General features: G+C 40.9%; 20 protein-coding genes. 2 read left to right on the top strand and 18 right to left on the bottom strand.

The genetic code is table 11. From position 1 onward, the window contains the following. Positions 1–31: 31 nt before the first annotated feature. The 13 genes from VFC49_RS10395 to VFC49_RS10335 all read right to left on the bottom strand — a co-directional run bounded on the left by VFC49_RS10395 (position 32) and on the right by VFC49_RS10335 (position 8,012). Positions 32–382: a prefoldin subunit beta gene (locus VFC49_RS10395; RefSeq protein ID WP_297128506.1), complete on the bottom strand. Its 351-nt coding sequence runs from the start codon at positions 380–382 to the stop codon at positions 32–34. Positions 383–446: 64 nt separating this feature from the next. Then, a complete protein-coding gene (pcc1, locus tag VFC49_RS10390) occupies positions 447–689 on the bottom strand; it encodes a KEOPS complex subunit Pcc1 (RefSeq protein ID WP_324735481.1) in 243 nt (80 codons plus the stop codon). Then, a complete protein-coding gene (locus VFC49_RS10385) occupies positions 686–1,324 on the bottom strand; it encodes a ribosomal biogenesis protein (RefSeq protein ID WP_324736742.1) in 639 nt (212 codons plus the stop codon). The genes pcc1 and VFC49_RS10385 overlap by 4 nt, the downstream gene beginning before the upstream one ends. 67 nt (positions 1,325–1,391) lie before the next feature. Then, complete coding sequence (locus tag VFC49_RS10380; RefSeq protein ID WP_013466441.1) at positions 1,392–1,541, bottom strand: DNA-directed RNA polymerase subunit P; 150 nt, start codon at positions 1,539–1,541, stop codon at positions 1,392–1,394. Positions 1,542–1,570: 29 nt separating this feature from the next. Continuing rightward, positions 1,571–1,831 (bottom strand): 50S ribosomal protein L37ae, encoded by a 261-nt coding sequence (locus VFC49_RS10375; RefSeq protein WP_145973154.1) that lies wholly within the window; start codon positions 1,829–1,831, stop codon positions 1,571–1,573. 105 nt (positions 1,832–1,936) lie between these two features. Then, positions 1,937–2,473: a hypothetical protein gene (locus VFC49_RS10370; protein WP_324735480.1), complete on the bottom strand. Its 537-nt coding sequence runs from the start codon at positions 2,471–2,473 to the stop codon at positions 1,937–1,939. A 12-nt stretch (positions 2,474–2,485) separates the two neighbouring features. Beyond that, positions 2,486–3,454, bottom strand: coding sequence for a hypothetical protein (locus tag VFC49_RS10365; RefSeq protein WP_324735479.1), 969 nt, complete (start codon positions 3,452–3,454; stop codon positions 2,486–2,488). A 240-nt stretch (positions 3,455–3,694) separates the two neighbouring features. Next, positions 3,695–4,507 carry an exosome complex protein Rrp42 gene (gene rrp42 / locus VFC49_RS10360; RefSeq protein ID WP_324735478.1) on the bottom strand — a complete coding sequence of 271 codons (813 nt, stop codon included), beginning with the start codon at positions 4,505–4,507 and terminating at the stop codon, positions 3,695–3,697. Positions 4,508–4,509: 2 nt separating this feature from the next. Continuing rightward, positions 4,510–5,253, bottom strand: a complete 744-nt coding sequence (rrp41, locus tag VFC49_RS10355; RefSeq protein ID WP_048159700.1) for an exosome complex exonuclease Rrp41 — start codon at positions 5,251–5,253, stop codon at positions 4,510–4,512. Then, entirely contained in the window at positions 5,237–6,004 is a 768-nt protein-coding gene (gene rrp4 / locus VFC49_RS10350; protein WP_013466437.1) for an exosome complex RNA-binding protein Rrp4, read from the bottom strand. The genes rrp41 and rrp4 overlap by 17 nt, the downstream gene beginning before the upstream one ends. Then, positions 6,001–6,711 carry a ribosome assembly factor SBDS gene (locus VFC49_RS10345; protein WP_324736741.1) on the bottom strand — a complete coding sequence of 237 codons (711 nt, stop codon included), beginning with the start codon at positions 6,709–6,711 and terminating at the stop codon, positions 6,001–6,003. The genes rrp4 and VFC49_RS10345 overlap by 4 nt, the downstream gene beginning before the upstream one ends. A gap of 10 nt (positions 6,712–6,721) precedes the next feature. After that, complete coding sequence (psmA, locus tag VFC49_RS10340) at positions 6,722–7,504, bottom strand: archaeal proteasome endopeptidase complex subunit alpha (protein WP_013466435.1); 783 nt, start codon at positions 7,502–7,504, stop codon at positions 6,722–6,724. Between the two features lie 148 nt (positions 7,505–7,652). Beyond that, a complete protein-coding gene (locus VFC49_RS10335) occupies positions 7,653–8,012 on the bottom strand; it encodes a ribonuclease P protein component 2 (RefSeq protein ID WP_324735477.1) in 360 nt (119 codons plus the stop codon). Positions 8,013–8,430: 418 nt separating this feature from the next. On the opposite strand from VFC49_RS10335, the gene VFC49_RS10330 reads away from it, so the two are divergent. After that, positions 8,431–9,771, top strand: a complete 1,341-nt coding sequence (locus VFC49_RS10330; RefSeq protein ID WP_324735476.1) for a TrpB-like pyridoxal phosphate-dependent enzyme — start codon at positions 8,431–8,433, stop codon at positions 9,769–9,771. Positions 9,772–9,801: 30 nt separating this feature from the next. Here VFC49_RS10330 and VFC49_RS10325 read toward each other — a convergent pair whose 3' ends face one another. The 5 genes from VFC49_RS10325 to VFC49_RS10305 form a co-directional block, all read right to left on the bottom strand. Beyond that, positions 9,802–10,434, bottom strand: a complete 633-nt coding sequence (locus VFC49_RS10325) for a Ribonuclease P protein component 3 (protein WP_324735475.1) — start codon at positions 10,432–10,434, stop codon at positions 9,802–9,804. Next, a complete protein-coding gene (locus tag VFC49_RS10320) occupies positions 10,431–10,886 on the bottom strand; it encodes an RNA-binding protein (protein WP_324735474.1) in 456 nt (151 codons plus the stop codon). The genes VFC49_RS10325 and VFC49_RS10320 overlap by 4 nt, the downstream gene beginning before the upstream one ends. 172 nt (positions 10,887–11,058) lie before the next feature. Further along, positions 11,059–11,643 (bottom strand): 50S ribosomal protein L15e, encoded by a 585-nt coding sequence (locus tag VFC49_RS10315; protein WP_013466427.1) that lies wholly within the window; start codon positions 11,641–11,643, stop codon positions 11,059–11,061. A 205-nt stretch (positions 11,644–11,848) separates the two neighbouring features. Further along, complete coding sequence (locus tag VFC49_RS10310) at positions 11,849–12,370, bottom strand: hypothetical protein (protein WP_324735473.1); 522 nt, start codon at positions 12,368–12,370, stop codon at positions 11,849–11,851. 7 nt (positions 12,371–12,377) lie between these two features. Beyond that, on the bottom strand, positions 12,378–12,500 hold the full coding sequence (locus VFC49_RS10305) for a hypothetical protein (protein WP_324735472.1): 123 nt from the start codon (positions 12,498–12,500) through the stop codon (positions 12,378–12,380). A gap of 401 nt (positions 12,501–12,901) precedes the next feature. Here VFC49_RS10305 and leuS point away from each other — a divergent pair, with 401 nt between their 5' ends. Further along, positions 12,902–15,778, top strand: a complete 2,877-nt coding sequence (leuS, locus tag VFC49_RS10300) for a leucine--tRNA ligase (RefSeq protein WP_324735471.1) — start codon at positions 12,902–12,904, stop codon at positions 15,776–15,778. Positions 15,779–15,830: the final 52 nt, after the last annotated feature.

Here is a 15,830-nt window from a genome sequence, read left to right as displayed (position 1 = left end):
CAAGGGTTAAAGATTAAAATTGGACAGAGAATCAGCCAGCTGTTGGCCTAAGCATTGACTGTATTTTTTGAGTCAGCTCCTTGATTTTTTCGTTGAGCTTCTGCTCCTGTCTGTTGAGGGCATTCAGTCTAACTTCAAGGGTCTCGATCTTCTCCTTAAGTTCTTCAACGGCTTTATCCTTGCTGGTTTTCACTATTAGGGTCCCAACAGTCTTGTAGATCGGAGTATTCTCTTCAACTTTTTCGATTTCCTCAAGAGCTTTCTTAGCGTCATTCAAATCAACCTGAACTTTCTGTTTCTGCTGGATAACAAGTTGTAATTGCTGTTGATAGCTCTCAAGCTGCCCCAATAAAGCCTGAACCTGTGGTGGAATGTTCTGCATTTCAACACACCTCCATAATCGTTAATCCAACCAAAAATCAGTGAGAACATTTAAGAAGGTTTTGCTAAAGCTCTGCAACATCCATAGCAACTTTAATCCATCTTAAATAGGAATTGAGAGTTCCCCTTAGAGCTGAGTTATCTTGAGCCGTGAAGTGCAAAACAATTTTATTCCCTTCCCTCTTAAACTCAATTTCACTTCTTCGATAGGGAACACTTAAATGCTCAAAAAGAACGCTCTCGTAAACAATTTTTGCAATCTCTTCACTTGGGAACTCAATTTCTATGGTTCCCTTTATCTTGTTCATTCACGCTCTCTCCTTTTGACTTTAATGCCCAGTGCTTCTTTGTAGTCCCATCTCCTTCCGTCTTCCATGATCCAGATTTTTACACTGATTAAAGGTCCAACTGGTCTTTCTTTTGTTATATCTAAGCGGTAGAAGTTGATTGCCATCCCTCTTGGATGTCTCTCAATAACACCAAGGACATCAGTGTTGTATTTGTCCGCTATATAGGTCAAGCTCTTATCCCCTCTTGGGATGAATTTTCCATTTGTAAGTTCAGCGAAAGCTTGGGCAAAGGCTATATGATCGAGACCAACCCTCTTAGCAGTTGTGACAATAAACGGCATATCCTCACGAATCGGCCTTATGTTCCTGAAACCAATCTCTCTCTGGAGTTTAATCCCGTGAAGGTAGAGATAGCCGAGATACCCCCAATCGTCGGGAGAAACTTTGATGAAAGTCATTTTAAGCGGATTTCCTTTCCAGACATTTATTATCAAAAGCCTCTCATAACCCCTGTCGTAAGCCTCCATAAGCAAGTCTTGGATTGTCTTCTTTCCTCTTGTTAGATACGTGGAGTTGGGGAACACCCTCTCCAGATCATGTCCAAAACTCCTCGTTCTTCTTGTAGGTCTGTGTGAGGTTGTTATCAGCATCATCGCTATCACTCATAAGTAATACAAAGCAATTAAAAGCTTTTTGAAAAATCGAAACTTTCAAAAGAGTTCAGATTGCTTTTACTCTTCTTGCAACTTTAGGTCTCGGTTTGTAGAGTATCTTACTTCCACAGTATGTACAGCGGACTTCTCTTGTAATCGCCAAATCAAGCTTAACTTCTTTTCCACATTTTGCACATCTATAAACAACTTCAACCATTTTTCTCACCAAAAAAGATTTATCAGGGCTCAAGCCCTTGAAACTATCCTTTTAGCGACTTTTCCCGCTGGTGTTACTGGCAGATAAGCGCCACCGGCAAAGGTTGCACCGCATTTCTGGCACTGCCAAATTCCGGTGCTTATTCTCCTTACAGCCTTCCTTCCGCAGACTGGGCATGTGTGCTTTTGCTTCATCTTTGCTTCTACAGCAGCTACCCTTCTTCTGATCTTGAGACCGTACCTTGGACCAAATCTTCCAGCTGAACCAACCTTTTTAGTTGCCATGAGCATCACCCCTAATGATCTTTAAGCTGAAGGGTATAGCAGAGTTTTATTTAAAAGGCTTTTCCTAAAACCCAACTAAAGAACAAAAATTTAGTTTATAAATCTTTCTTGCTAAATTCTCCTAATTTCTCTGTGAGAGATTTTCCATGTTAGAATTACAAAAGCTTCTCCAACTAAGAGACAAAGTCTCATACTCCAAGCATATGACTGATTGTAAATTGCACACTCCCAACCAGCGATCCAAAGAGCTGGAAAAAGAAAACCCATTAGGCGAATTGTCCATCTCCCCAACTTTGTGGCTTTGGAAAGTGCTTTCTTTTCATGGAATGTTATGAATGCAAAGATTAAAGCCAATATCAGAAAAAATCTCGCTGTAGGCATTAATGCTACCAGAGCAAAGAACGTGAACAGCAGAAATCCAACGGCTACAACACCAAGAATTGTCTTCTTGCAATCAATGTCAGCTAAAAGCTCAGCTAATCCAAGAACGATAATGGATAGCAGCAACGCAGGTATAAAAGTTCCCAGATAGTCAGAAAACGATATGCAGGCTCCAGGAGCAAAAAAGGTTAGTCTAAGCAGCCAAAAAAGAAAGATAATGAAGGAATTAAGGAGCAACCTCTTTTTCTCTGGAGATAATTGAATCATATGATGTCCCCCTTAAAGGTAAAATGTCGAGTACGCATAAGCTTTCCATGAGCCTGCTAGTTTAGCTAAGGCACTGAATGTGATTGTATAGATACTTACAGATACTGTGGCTACAGGATTACTACTTGTAAATCCTATTGCTAATGAGACAGAAGTTGTAGTAATATCACTCCCGAGCAAGTTAAATATTTTGTTCCCATAGGTATGTTCATAACTCATGCCAAATCTAATTCCAGTTATGTCGTAGTTAAGAACTTTTTGCATATTGATTTTGTAGATTATTGTTATGTATCCTTCAACAATTTCGTCCTTAATTTTATAACCTCTCGTAATATAATGCTCGCCCAATATATTACTAGTGGAGAATCCATACCAATGATTCTTCTCTGTTGTTCCTATAAACTCCACGCCACTCTTTTCTAATCCATTTCCTGCACCAAGCGTTGTATATATTAGCTCACCGTCAAAAGCTAAGATGTAGTCATACTCATAATCTTTACTTGATGACTCTGTTTTTATAATATAAGCTGCAGGATAAGGAATGTTAATTAAATCCTCACATCCTCTCCAACCCCATTCTTCCGTTGCTGGATACCCATCTGGTGTTCTCCATTCCCAGTGATAATCAACAAACACATAATCTGGCATTGACGAATAGCTGTATGGAGTTACCTCCAAAGTTAGATATATCTGCTCTCCGCCCATCGGCTGTATTTCTCCGCTCTTACTGCTCATTTTTGGAAAACTGTATGTGTAGGTAACTGTTTTCCCTTTCTTAATTCCATATCTAAATAACAACCACTTAGCACGAAGTTCGTTAAGCCATCCACCTTTTAGAAGCAGTCTATGATATTCATTAAATACCTTCTCAATCTCAGTTCTTGATACTTCCTTATTAGCTCCAAAGGGAAATGCCATTGCTGTTCCAGCTGTTGCTCCAGCTATTAACAATCCAACCAACAGGGCAAAAAGTTTCTTCATGTATCCACCTCTATGAAACATTTGCATTAATAAATTGAGCATTATGGCTTATAAATTTTTCTTTTTAGTTAAAGTAATTTATAATCTCTTCTTTTTCGTAAAAAATTCTTTCAAACTATAGTTTTACTTGGCCTTTTTATTCAAAACAAGCTAAAGTAAAAGATTGAACATAAATGCACATTACAGTATAGTAAGCAATAAATCTGAAAGAAAAAGAAGAAGAAAAAGAAAACAGAAAAACTACTCCTCCTTTTTTACAGCCTCAAGAATCTTCTCTCTAATTTCCTGAGCTTTCTTGAATGCAACATCAACTGCATACATGACTTCTTCAAGCTTAAAGCTTCCACCCTCGCTCTTCTGCACTGCTGATATGTAACCATTTTCATCTGTTGTTATTGTTAATTTTCCATCCATTACCTGCTCCTCTTCAAGATTTGGATCGACAACAATTGTTCCCCCAATCTTAGCAAAGCTCACTGGAATTGGAATCTTAGTTACGGGCAATGGCTCATATTCATCAAGCATCATGACTTCTCCAGTTTCCTCGTTGTACTCAATTTTTGGCATCTTTGTGCTCAACAGAGCTGCTATTGCCCCAATTCCAGTGGCATCTACAAGGTTCCCATCGTGGTCAAGGACGTGGACGTCAATGAAGACAACCCTGACGAGCTTTCCAGGAACAATGACAAGTTTTTCTAAGTCAATTGCCTGACTTTCTCTTATCCCCCTATCAACAACTCTTGCCAGCTCAATTGCTCTCTCATCTGGAGGACCAGGCTCAAATGTCGGAGAAGCCAATGGAACGAGCTCAACATTTGTTGTCATAACGCCCTTATCCGGAAGGTCCGGGAATGGTTCACCCAAATCAAGCTTTATTCCAACAAGAACCTGAGTATTGCCGAGCTTGACCCATGCTGAACCTTCCGCTTTTTCGATGACATTTACCTTCACTTCAAGAGGTCTTAAATCTTCCAAGCCTCTTCCATCAATTCTTTTTTTCTCTTTTAAGAGCTCAACGATGTGATCTTTCATAATTGAAGCCATAACTTCCATTTTTACTCACCTACCTCTTGGGCTATCTTGATGTATTTTTCCTTCAATGCTTCTCTCTGTTTCTGATAGACTGCCTTTGCACCTTTTATTGCAAGCCTCACAGCCTCAAGGAACTCCTCTCTTGTCAAGTAACCGTCCATCTGCAGAAGGGTTATATCGTTCTTTATTGGCATTATTGCAACTGGGACATCAGCCTCTCCGTAGTTGTCCTCCTCCTTGTTCAAGTCAAGGACAATCTGTCCCTCGATCTTTCCAGCAGCACATGCGGAGACTAAATCTTTCATAGGAATTCCCGCATCTGCCAGTGCCAAAGAAGCGGCAGTAATTCCAGCAACTCTCGTTCCTGCATCTGCCTGGAGAACCTCAATGAAAACATCAATCGCGGTCCTTGGGAATAGCTCAAGTATGATTGCCGGCTCCAATGCCCCTCTGATGACTTTGCTTATTTCAACACTCCTCCTGTCTGGTCCGGGCTTTTTTCTTTCTTCAACACTAAAGGGAGCCATGTTGTATCTAACTCTTAATATTGCTCTATCTGGTCTCTGTAAGTGCTTTGGATGAATTTCTCTTGGCCCATAAACCGCGGCGAGAATTTTGTTCTTCCCCCACTCTATATAAGCAGAACCATCAGCATTCTTCAAAACACCAACTTCCATTTTAATTGGTCTGAGCTCATACTTTTTCCTGCCATCAATTCTTCTTCCATTCTCATCAATAAGCTTTATATCCTCAGGCTTTCCCATCATTTCCTTCACCCTCTTCTATTTGAGGTATTTCCCCAATAATTCCCTGCTCTTTAAGCTCCTTTAATCTTGTCAAAAGCAACTCTTTTACTCTATCAGTCAGCCCTTGTGTGTGACTTTCTCTATCAACCTTGAGTATTGCCTCAATTGCTACTCTCTCAAGCTCCTCTTTTCTTCCACTAACCCATACCCATCCGTTTTGCCCGACTATAATTCTCGTCTGGGTCATTTTTTTGATTAAATTTATCATAGAACCGCCTTTACCAATCAAACGGGGCACTTTAGAGGGGGTTATCTTTACAATCTGCCCACCTTTCAATGGACCGCCGTTAAAAGGCATTCCCTTTGTTGTTAAATCAATCTGATTCACTTCATTGAAGGCTTTCACTTTCGCATAAATTATGTCCCCAATATCAAATATCTTCCTCAAATCTGTTTTTAGGAGATCAATTTTTTCTTCAACAGCATCTTGTATTCTCAATGTCGCCTGATAAGGCGCTCCAATGTCTACAGTCCAGCTTGAGAATTTTACATCCACTATCTTCCCAATGACATTGTCCCCGACTTCTGGGATGTATGGTCCTTCAAGCGGAATGACCCTTATGAAGTCATTTCTTATGTCTACAAGACCAACAACCGTTGAGTAAATTCTGTTTCCTTCCTTGAAAGTCCCTCTGCCGTTCTTGAACGGCCCCTGTGCCAACAGCGTTCCTGGAACCACCAATTCTCTATTTTGTACAAAAACCCTTCTCATAGTCCCTTCCTCTCTATAAGTTTAGTTACAACATTGCCCTTTGTAAGGGCGTTAAGTTTTTCATAAAATTCCTCTTCAACTCCACCTGGAATCTCAATAAGGAACATCCATGAGCCGTCGCTTGCCCATTCTTCTCTTTTAATCGTTCCAAATTTTCTAACTTCTCCATAAGCTTTTCCTACATAATCAGAAGGTATCTTTACAGCTATCACCTTGACCTCAATCTTAAGCGGCAAGAACCTTCGAATAGCCTTTATAACGTCTGGAACTTGGGCTTCGGCATCCTTAAATACATCAACCCTGACTCCTGCCTCCTCCATAGCCCTCAGGATTCTATCAACAGGATGAGGATAACCAGTCCTTGGATCAACCGCGTGTCTGTGAATTATTGTAGCTATTTGCTTTTTCTTTTCTTCAAGCATCTCTCTTCTCTGCTGAGCTGTAAGCTGGACTTCTCCCTTCTTGAGAATTATCTTTGCGACTTCGTATGGATCACTTGTTCCAAAAATTTTTTCCATCTCATGCTCGCTTGCTTTATCTCCTTTGTGTGCATCTTTAAAAACATAAGGAGTGGCAAGAATTTCCTCTATTGGAACATCTTTACCCTCTTTGAAATCTCTGGCAAGATAAGGGTCAACCAGAATTTCAAATGTCTCCCCATGTGTCTTTAACCTCGCAATCACTGCCTTATCAACACTTATTGGCATAGCCACCACCTCAGTAGTTGCTGTCTAATTCAGTGTAGTCCTCTTCTTTCTCAGCAACTTCCTCTTCTTCCGCCTCTTTTATTGCCTCCTCAAGACACTTTGCGACTTTCTCTTTGCTTATCTTCTTGAACTTCTTTTCCTTAACTGTGATCACTGCAACCTCTATGTTCTCTGGTGAAGGCTCTTCCATTGTTTTTGCCAAAGCCAGCACTGCCAATTTTATTGCATCCTCAAGAGTCATATCATCCCTGTATTTCTCTTCAAAGATTGCCATAGCTGTGTTCCTTCCACTGCCAATTGCTACTGCCTTCCACTCAAAGTATGCCCCGCTTGGATCTGTTTCAAAGAGTTCAGGTTTTTCATTAACGCCTGCCATTAAAAGAGCAGCACCAAAGGGCCTAACACCCCCATACTGAGTATGCATCTGCTTGAGGTCACAAATCTTCTTTACCAAAACGGTGAGGGGAACTGGTTCACCATATGTTAGGCGATAAATCTGAGCCTCTAAACGTGCTCTATCAACCAAAACCCTTGCATCCGCTATTATACCGCTTGATGCAGCCGCTATATGGTCGTCAATCTGGAAAATCTTTTCATAACTTTCCGGCTCAATTAACCTGCTTGTTACCCTTTTTTCCACAGCTAAAACCACACCTTCTTTGCATTTTACCCCTACAGCTGTTGCGCCTCTTTTAACGGCTTCTCTTGCGTATTGTACTTGGAAAAGCCTTCCATCAGGGCTGAAAACGGTTATAGCCCTATCATACCCGGCTTGTGGTGGTACAAACGCCATTTTACATCACCTCATGAGTTATCGTAATTTTTTGATTAAGTTAAACTTGCGTTCCTTGCTTTATATACTCTCCGATTGATAAGTTATTGGAGTTGATAATTAAGCTTTTCTATAAAGACAAAAGGGAAAGATTCTCCCCCTTGTTGTTTTACCATCCAAATTCCTTCAAAAACTTCAGTTTCAAACGTTTTATCGTCCCAGAAACCCCAAGTGTCCTTATTATTGCTTTTGATCCATTAATTTCAGTTAGCATAGCTAAAGCAAAACGAACTTCTTCCACATGCTTTCTATCACATCTAAGGATTCCGGTTTGAGTTTTTTCATTAAACTTAATGAACCAAGGCTTTGCCCTTGCGGTTCCTAATTCTCCAAGGACTCTTATGGAGGCATCCCAAATTGCCTTTTTGATTTCATCTTTTTTGAAGTTCCTCTCCCCAATTACCTGAAAAGCAATATAGCGGTGCTTGTCGCGAAGCGTTGGAGGCAAAGTTTTTGGTCTCTCCTTCATGTTTAAAAACTTGGGAAAACTGTATTAAAGCTTTATCCTTTGACATAATATCAAAAATTGCTATTAAAACCAAGTAATTTTTGACATTCTGTTAAATCTATGAGCAAAAAGCATTTAAGCCGCAAGGACATCTTTATGCGTTGATGTACCATGATAATCAGGAGTGATTGTTTTTGGAGCTAAAGATGGGAGTTTCTCAGAATTCTTAGTTAGTTCTATAGCCGAAGGGCGGGATTGTTTTTGGCTCGTTCTTTAGTGTGATCTGGGGGGAGTGTTTTTGGAGGGTCCTTATTTGGATCTAATAATTCGGGGTTAGTTTATTCTGTTCATTCCTGCACAATTAAAGGAATTAATTCCTTCAGCTCTTATTCCCTCGCCTTTGGGACTTTTTTGAACAAAAACTACGGAGGTGGTTTAAATGGAAAAGGTTAAAGCAGTTTTGAAGCCAGAAGAAATACCAACGAAGTGGTACAACATTTTGCCTGATTTGCCAGAGCCGCCGGCTCCGCCATTAGACCCAGAGACAGATGAGCCAATAAATCCAGAGAAGCTGAAGAGAATTTTTGCTGAAGAGTTAGTTAAGCAAGAGATGAGTAGTAAAAGGTTCATTGAAATACCGGAGGAAATTTTAGAGATGTATGCCAAGATTGGAAGACCCACACCACTCTTTAGGGCAACACATTTGGAAAAAGCTCTCAAAACGCCGGCAAAAATTTACTTCAAGTATGAAGGAGCAACGATAACAGGAAGCCATAAAATAAACACTGCCTTAGCTCAAGCTTATTATGCTAAAAGTCAAGATATTGAAAGGTTAGTCACTGAAACTGGCGCAGGCCAGTGGGGAACAGCTCTATCTTTAGCGGGAGCTTTATTTGGGCTGAAAATTAGGGTGTACATGGCAAGGGCAAGCTATCAGCAGAAGCCTTACAGAAAAATACTAATGCAGACATATGGAGCAGAAATTTATCCATCACCAAGCGACAGAACAAGAATTGGAAGGAAGTTTTTGGCCCAAGACCCCAACCACCCGGGGGGATTAGGAATAGCAATAAGTGAAGCTATAGAAGATGTTTTGAATGACGAAAATGCTCGCTACTCATTGGGTAGTGTTTTAAATCACGTTTTAATGCACCAGACAATTATTGGGGAGGAAGCAAGGCTTCAAATGGAGCTACTTGGTGAAGAGCCAACAACAATCGTTGGCTGTGTTGGAGGCGGAAGCAACTTTGCTGGCTTAGCTTATCCGTTCGTTAGAGACGTTTTGAAGGGCAAAGCAGGGTATGAGTTCTATGCGATAGAGCCGAGAGCAGCACCCTCAATGACGAGAGGAGTTTACACTTACGACTATGGAGACAGTGGAAGGCTAACGCCGAAGATAAAGATGCACACTTTAGGACACACCTATTATGTTCCTCCAATTCATGCTGGAGGACTGAGATATCACGGCTTAGCTCCAACACTGAGCATTTTAATAAACCACGGTATAGTAAAGCCTAAAGCGTATCATCAAACGGAGATATTTGAGGCAGCAGTTCTATTTGCAAGAACCGAAGGTATTGTCCCAGCACCAGAAAGCGCCCATGCAGTGAAAGGCGTAATTGACTTAGCACTAAAAGCAAAAGAAAATGGGGAGAAGAAAGTTATCCTATTCAATCTAAGTGGACATGGATTGCTTGACCTCAAAGGATACGAAGACTTCCTCGAAGGAAGACTTAATAATTATGAACCTGATGAGTTTCCAATTCTGAAAGCATATTAGTTATTGTTTCAATATTATTTCTATTTTTTATTAAATTCTCTTTACAATTCTTTCAGGATAAAAACCAACTGAAGCCTTTGCTTGAGAAATCTCCATCCCTATAACAACTCCAAGGCTCATTAAATCTCTCGGAGCCCTAACTTCCCATTTACTCTCCGCCGATGATGTAAGGAATCTTGGAACCCTATATTTATCAACGAGCTGCCAGTTCTTCATCATAAATCTCAAAATATTAGCCCTCCCATATAGATTTGCCTTCAAAAGCTGAGATATAGAAAAGCCAATTGCAACATCATTCTTAGCGGCAATTTTCGCAAGAACATGGTCAAATCCGTTATCTTTCCTCCCAAATTCTGGACTTATGAGGGCATCAACCCCAATTTCAAGAGCAAATCGGTTAATCTTCATATTGCCTCCCTGGACATAGATTAAGGCCCTAAGATTACGGTTTTTGAGTTCTCTAATTAGTGAGGGTTTATTTGTAATCACGAGAAGAGCAACTTTGCCGTATTTTTTCTTGAGCTCTCTGAGTTCATCTTTCAGTTTTTCATAGTCTGGACTGCCGTTTAATAGAAGCTTTTTTGTAAAGACAACCTCATCATACCACTCCTCAGCCAACTCGTAAGCTCTCTCATCCCTGATATCCATCTCAATGAACTTCATTCGCTCAGCCACTCCTTAACCGATCTTACAACGCTTTCTTTCTTCATTGGAAAAGCTTTGACCTTAATTCTCACATGTATTACGTCTTCTCCCTCAGTTACTTTAACCTCTCCTAAGTATGCTCTCTGCTTATCAAAGCGAATGTAGAAGGTTCCAGTCTCATCGACTTTCTCTTCAGCATGTTCCATGAGGTAGGCTTTGTCCTCCTCACTAAGCAGAGCTTTGAGGTTCTCGAGGAATTTTCTTACATTTTTGCTTCTCTTAATTTCTGCATCCATGACGAGGATCGGGTTTCCAAAGTAACCCTCTGTTTCAATTATCTCGAAGTCTACATCTTGAGGTGACAAATCCTCCGGAAATAGAGTTTCCAAAGCCTCCAGCACTTTCTCAGGATCTTCAGTTGCATGAATAAATGTCCTAATCTTTACACTATGAGCTTGAAGCTTTGCCATAGCTCTCACCTCAAACACTTTTCACTCTCTCACTTTAAAATATGTCGCTCATGAAATTTAAGCATTTCTCCTAAAATCGTTAAATTCACGAATTTAAACCAATTAAAGCGAAATTATTAAAAATCTGCGTTAAAAAAGGCTGATCCAGGTAAAAGAGAATAAGAAAAGCAAGTCACTTACCCTTACCCTTGTTTGCTCTGATGCTTGGTCTGACTTTCTCAGCACCCTTACCCTTGTTTCTAAGTCCTCTTGACTTCTTACCTGCGCTTGTGAGACCTCTAAAGACTCTGCCCTTGTGAACCTTCATTGCAATCCAGGCTATCTTAGGATCAGACTTGATGACTGGATGGTGTGGGTCAACCATTATAACCTCAAACCACTTGTACATTCCATCTTCGCCAACCCAGTAGGAGTTGAGCACCTCAAGGTTGGGGAACTTTCTCGCTGCCTTTTCCTCGGCAATCCATTGGAGGCTCTTTTTGGGTGAATACTTGACCATACCCATCTTGCTTGGCTTTCTACCGCCCCTCCACCTGGGCCTCTTTCTTCCTCCTCTCCTAACTCTAACCCTAACAATTACATAACCCTGCTTTGCCTGATACCCTAAGCTCCTGGCTCTATCAAGCCTTGTTGGTCTCTCAATCCTAACAACGCTTGGCTCTCTTCTCCACTTAATCATTCTAACCTTCAAAAGCTGTCCAACATAGCTTTTCTTCGGGCTCTTCCAAGCTTCCCTAATATATTTGTACATTCCCATTCTTTCCACCTCGCTTTCGCTGTTTGTGGTTCTCCGCAGAGCGGAACATCCCGCGGGTTTCCCCCGCCTGGTCGAGGTGAGTTTAGAGTCTGAGTTTTTAAATGTTATGTCTATTTGCGAACAATAACCTTTAGCCAAGGGAGAATTTTCTCATACTCTTTATAATATTCTGGAACTATCCCAGATTCATCAACAATAAACAAAATTACCGAATCATACCCACCCTCGATACGGTATCTAATAATCTGACCAATAGCTCTACCCATTCATCTCTACGTTTACCTTTGTTAAAGAACTTAACTTCCACTGCAATATTTTCTACTACAATGTCAGGGGTATATATGTTTCCATGCCATGCCCCAGCTTTTTGAGGAGTAACTTTCGAGCTTACCTTACTCCTAAGATGAACTACAAGTTGTTTCTCTAAGTCTTTTTCATTTTCAACTTTGTATGGCTTAAACTCTCTTAATGCATTATACACTTCACGTTCTATGGTGCTCATAGATTTTGTTTTTTCATATACAGCTTCCTTTTTCCTTTTAGGCTCTTGCTTTTCTGAATAACCCTCACGAAGTAAAGACAACTCTGCTAATATTCTCTCTATTAATTCTTGTTTTGTAACTGACTTTGGAAGGTAAATATCAAAATATGTTTCACAAACTTCAAATAACTCGTCTTTTCTTAGTCTAGATAACAAATATGCTGGATCATAATCCGATTCATACACTAATCTCTCAGCTAGTTCTCTCTTGTTTCCTGACTTTTTTTAATCCTGCTTCTTCAAGAAGTCTCTGCAGTTCCTCTTTAAATAAGAAATCCTCCAAAATATCAGCTAACATCTTCTTTGTATCTTTCACATTATCTCACCCAAATTAGTAACTAGATCTAAAAGAAAATAAAATTTTTGTTTCATTTCATTGTGATTTAAAAAGACACGTTTTTTGTCTCCAAATTCAGGAAGTGTAATTAAGAAAACAAACAAGCCTCCAATTACATGAACTAATTTTAGTCTTCAGTGTTCAATTTAAAGTTCATATTAAAACTAAAGTTTAGAGATTATCCCTAACTTAATCATGCAAAAACAACCACAACTTTTAAATACTCCAATTCCAAATCTATGGCGATGCCAATGAGGGGGGATCGAGTTCTCAACTATCAAGGCTGAGTATTTCTCCGATAATCCCCCTATTTGGCATTCTCAAAAATTCTCCATGCATGCTCTTTTTGCTGTCCAAACAACCATTAAGGAGGTCAGACTATGGTAGATTTTAGGGCTATTGAGGAGAAGTGGCAGAGGAAGTGGAACGAAGAGAAAATCTTTGAGCCAAAGATAGATAGAAATAAGCCAAAGTTCTACATCACAGTTGCTTTCCCATACCTATCAGGGCATCTGCACGTTGGACACGCAAGGACGTACACAATCCCAGATGTTATAGCGAGATTCAAGAGAATGCAGGGCTATAATGTCCTGTTCCCAATGGCATGGCACATCACAGGTTCTCCAATAGTTGGAATTGCTGAAAGAATTAAGAATAGGGATCCTCAGACGATTTTCGTTTACAGAGATGTTTACAAAGTGCCGGAAGAAATTCTGTGGACGTTTGAAGACCCAATAAACATCGTCAAATACTTCATGAAAGCGGCAAAAGAGACATTCATTAGGGCTGGATTCAGTGTTGACTGGAGTAGAGAATTCCACACAACTTCACTGCATCCACAGTTTAACGCCTTCATAACTTGGCAGTTCTTGAGGCTGAAAGAGAAAGGGCTGATAGTTAAAGGAGCACACAGGGTTAGATGGGATCCCGTAGTTGGCACTCCGCTCGGTGACCACGATTTAATGGATGGAGAAGATGTTCCAATTTTAGAGTACATTCTGATTAAGTTCATCTTGGAGGAGGATAGTGAAACTATATACTTACCAGCTGCAACACTGAGGCCAGAGACAGTTTACGGAGTAACCAACATGTGGCTGAACCCTAATGCCACATATGTCAAAGCTAAAGTGAGATACAAAGGGAAGGAAGAGATGTGGATAGTCAGTAAAGAAGCAGCATATAAGCTGAGCTTCCAAGATAAAGAGATTGAAGTCTTGGAGGAGTTCAAGGGGGAGAAGCTGATAGGCAAGTGGGTTAAGAATCCCGTCACTGGAGATGAGGTAATAATTCTGCCAGCAGATTTCGTAGATCCAGATAATGCAACCGGTGTCGTTATGAGCGTCCCAGCGCATGCTCCATTTGATCATGCCGCCTTGGAAGATTTAAAGAGAAACACAGAAATCCTGTTGAAGTATGACATCGACCCAAGGATCGTCGAGAACATCTCGTACATCTCGCTGATTGAGCTGGAAGGCTACGGCGAGTTCCCAGCAGTTGAGGAAGCAGAAAAATTGGGAGTAAAAAGTCAAGAGGATAAAGAAAAGCTGGAGCAGGCAACAAAAACAATATACAAGGCTGAATACCATAAGGGCATCTTCAAGATTGAGCCGTACAAGGGCATTCCAGTCAGCAAAGTTAAGGATTTAGTTGCCGAAGATATGAAGAAGAAAGGAATCGCCGACATCATGTATGAATTTGCCGAAAAGAACGTTATTTCAAGATTTGGAAACAGGGCTGTGGTTAAGATAATCCACGACCAGTGGTTCATTGACTATGGAAACCCAGAGTGGAAAGCTAAGGCTTTTGAGTGCTTGGATCAGATGAAGATAATTCCAGAGTCAAGGAGAGCTCAGTTTAGAGCTGTGTTTGATTGGATAGAGAAGAAGGCATGTGCCAGAAAGATTGGGCTGGGGACTCCGCTACCCTGGGATCCAGAATGGGTGATTGAGAGCTTGAGTGATTCGACGATTTACATGGCTTACTACACAATTTCAAGAGCCATTAACAAGTACGGTATTAAAGGAGAGCAGCTGATTCCAGAGCTGTTCGATTACATTTTCTTAGAAGAGAGGAGCGAAGAGAAAGAGAAAGAGCTGAGTGAAAAGACTGGAATTCCAGCAGAGGTCATCAAGGAAATGAAAGATGAGTTCGAATACTGGTATCCGCTGGACTGGAGATGCTCTGCCAAAGATTTAATTCCAAATCACCTGACGTTCTTTGTCTTCAACCACGTGGCAATCTTTGACAAGAAGTACTGGCCAAAGGGAATAGCCGTCAACGGCTATGGAACGCTGGAAGGCAAAAAGATGAGTAAGAGCAAAGGAAACGTGCTGAACTTCATTGATGCAATAAATGAGAACGGAGCCGATGTCGTAAGGTTATACATAATGAGCCTGGCTGAGCATGACAGCGACTTTGACTGGAGGAGCAAAGAGGTATCAAAGCTGAAAGGACAGCTGGAGAGGTTCTATGAGCTGATAAGCGAATTTGCAGAGTATGACGCAAAACCAGTTGGGCTGAGAGACATTGACAAGTGGATGCTGCACCGCCTAAATAAGGCGATTGAGGGGGCAACTAAAGCCTTGGAGGAGTTCAGAACAAGGACTGCTGTCCAGTGGGCATTCTACAGCATATTAAACGACTTGAGATGGTACATGAGGAGAACTGAAGGCAGAGACGACGAAGCAAAGCGCTATGTCTTGAGAACACTGGCAGAGGTATGGGTTCGCTTGATGGCACCGTTTACACCTCATATCTGTGAGGAGCTATGGGAAAAGTTGGGCGGAGATGGATTTGTCAGCTTGGCTAAATGGCCCAAGCCAAATCCGGAGTGGTGGAATGAGACAATAGAGCTGGAAGAGAATTACATTAAATCACTGATTGAGGACATTAAGGAAATCATAAGGGTTGCAAAGCTTGAGGATGCAAAAAAAGCTTACATCTACACAGCTCCAGAGTGGAAGTGGAGAATAGCGGAGATTGTTGCAGAGAAGAGGGACTTCAAGGCCGTAATGAGCGAAGTTATGAGAGACCCAGAGATGAGAAAGAAGGGCAAAGAAGTGGCAAACCTGGTGAACAAGCTGATAAAAGAGAGGGCTTTTGAGATAAAGCGCATTGATGAGGAGAAAGCATTGAGAGAAGCGAAAGACTTCATCGAAAAGGAGCTTGGCTTAGAAATAATCATTAATCCAGAGGAGGACAAAGGTGGAAAAGCTAAACAGGCAATGCCAATGAAGCCTGCAGTGTTTATTGAGTGACTTTTCATTTTGCCTTTTATATATGATTTATATTATGATGGAACTTCCCCGA

Source organism: Thermococcus sp. SY098 (assembly GCF_035621495.1).
Lineage (GTDB): Archaea > Methanobacteriota_B > Thermococci > Thermococcales > Thermococcaceae > Thermococcus_B.
This window is presented reverse-complemented; position numbering and strand designations above follow the sequence as displayed.

Bases quoted from the DNA above. Each gene is read 5' to 3' on its own strand.
- VFC49_RS10385 (WP_324736742.1), bottom strand. From the start codon at position 1,324: ATGATGCTGATAACAACCTCACACAGACCTACAAGAAGAACGAGGAGT.
- rrp42 (WP_324735478.1), bottom strand. From the start codon at position 4,507: ATGGAAGTTATGGCTTCAATTATGAAAGATCACATCGTTGAGCTCTTA.
- pcc1 (WP_324735481.1), bottom strand. From the start codon at position 689: ATGAACAAGATAAAGGGAACCATAGAAATTGAGTTCCCAAGTGAAGAG.
- leuS (WP_324735471.1), top strand. From the start codon at position 12,902: ATGGTAGATTTTAGGGCTATTGAGGAGAAGTGGCAGAGGAAGTGGAAC.
- VFC49_RS10380 (WP_013466441.1), bottom strand. From the start codon at position 1,541: ATGGTTGAAGTTGTTTATAGATGTGCAAAATGTGGAAAAGAAGTTAAG.
- VFC49_RS10365 (WP_324735479.1), bottom strand. From the start codon at position 3,454: ATGAAGAAACTTTTTGCCCTGTTGGTTGGATTGTTAATAGCTGGAGCA.
- VFC49_RS10325 (WP_324735475.1), bottom strand. From the start codon at position 10,434: ATGAAGTTCATTGAGATGGATATCAGGGATGAGAGAGCTTACGAGTTG.
- psmA (WP_013466435.1), bottom strand. From the start codon at position 7,504: ATGGCGTTTGTACCACCACAAGCCGGGTATGATAGGGCTATAACCGTT.
- VFC49_RS10315 (WP_013466427.1), bottom strand. From the start codon at position 11,643: ATGGGAATGTACAAATATATTAGGGAAGCTTGGAAGAGCCCGAAGAAA.
- VFC49_RS10395 (WP_297128506.1), bottom strand. From the start codon at position 382: ATGCAGAACATTCCACCACAGGTTCAGGCTTTATTGGGGCAGCTTGAG.
- VFC49_RS10375 (WP_145973154.1), bottom strand. From the start codon at position 1,831: ATGCTCATGGCAACTAAAAAGGTTGGTTCAGCTGGAAGATTTGGTCCA.
- VFC49_RS10335 (WP_324735477.1), bottom strand. From the start codon at position 8,012: ATGAAGGAGAGACCAAAAACTTTGCCTCCAACGCTTCGCGACAAGCAC.
- rrp4 (WP_013466437.1), bottom strand. From the start codon at position 6,004: ATGAGAAGGGTTTTTGTACAAAATAGAGAATTGGTGGTTCCAGGAACG.
- rrp41 (WP_048159700.1), bottom strand. From the start codon at position 5,253: ATGATGGGAAAGCCTGAGGATATAAAGCTTATTGATGAGAATGGAAGA.
- VFC49_RS10330 (WP_324735476.1), top strand. From the start codon at position 8,431: ATGGAAAAGGTTAAAGCAGTTTTGAAGCCAGAAGAAATACCAACGAAG.
- VFC49_RS10345 (WP_324736741.1), bottom strand. From the start codon at position 6,711: ATGCCAATAAGTGTTGATAAGGCAGTGATTGCGAGGTTAAAGACACAT.
- VFC49_RS10320 (WP_324735474.1), bottom strand. From the start codon at position 10,886: ATGGCAAAGCTTCAAGCTCATAGTGTAAAGATTAGGACATTTATTCAT.
- VFC49_RS10370 (WP_324735480.1), bottom strand. From the start codon at position 2,473: ATGATTCAATTATCTCCAGAGAAAAAGAGGTTGCTCCTTAATTCCTTC.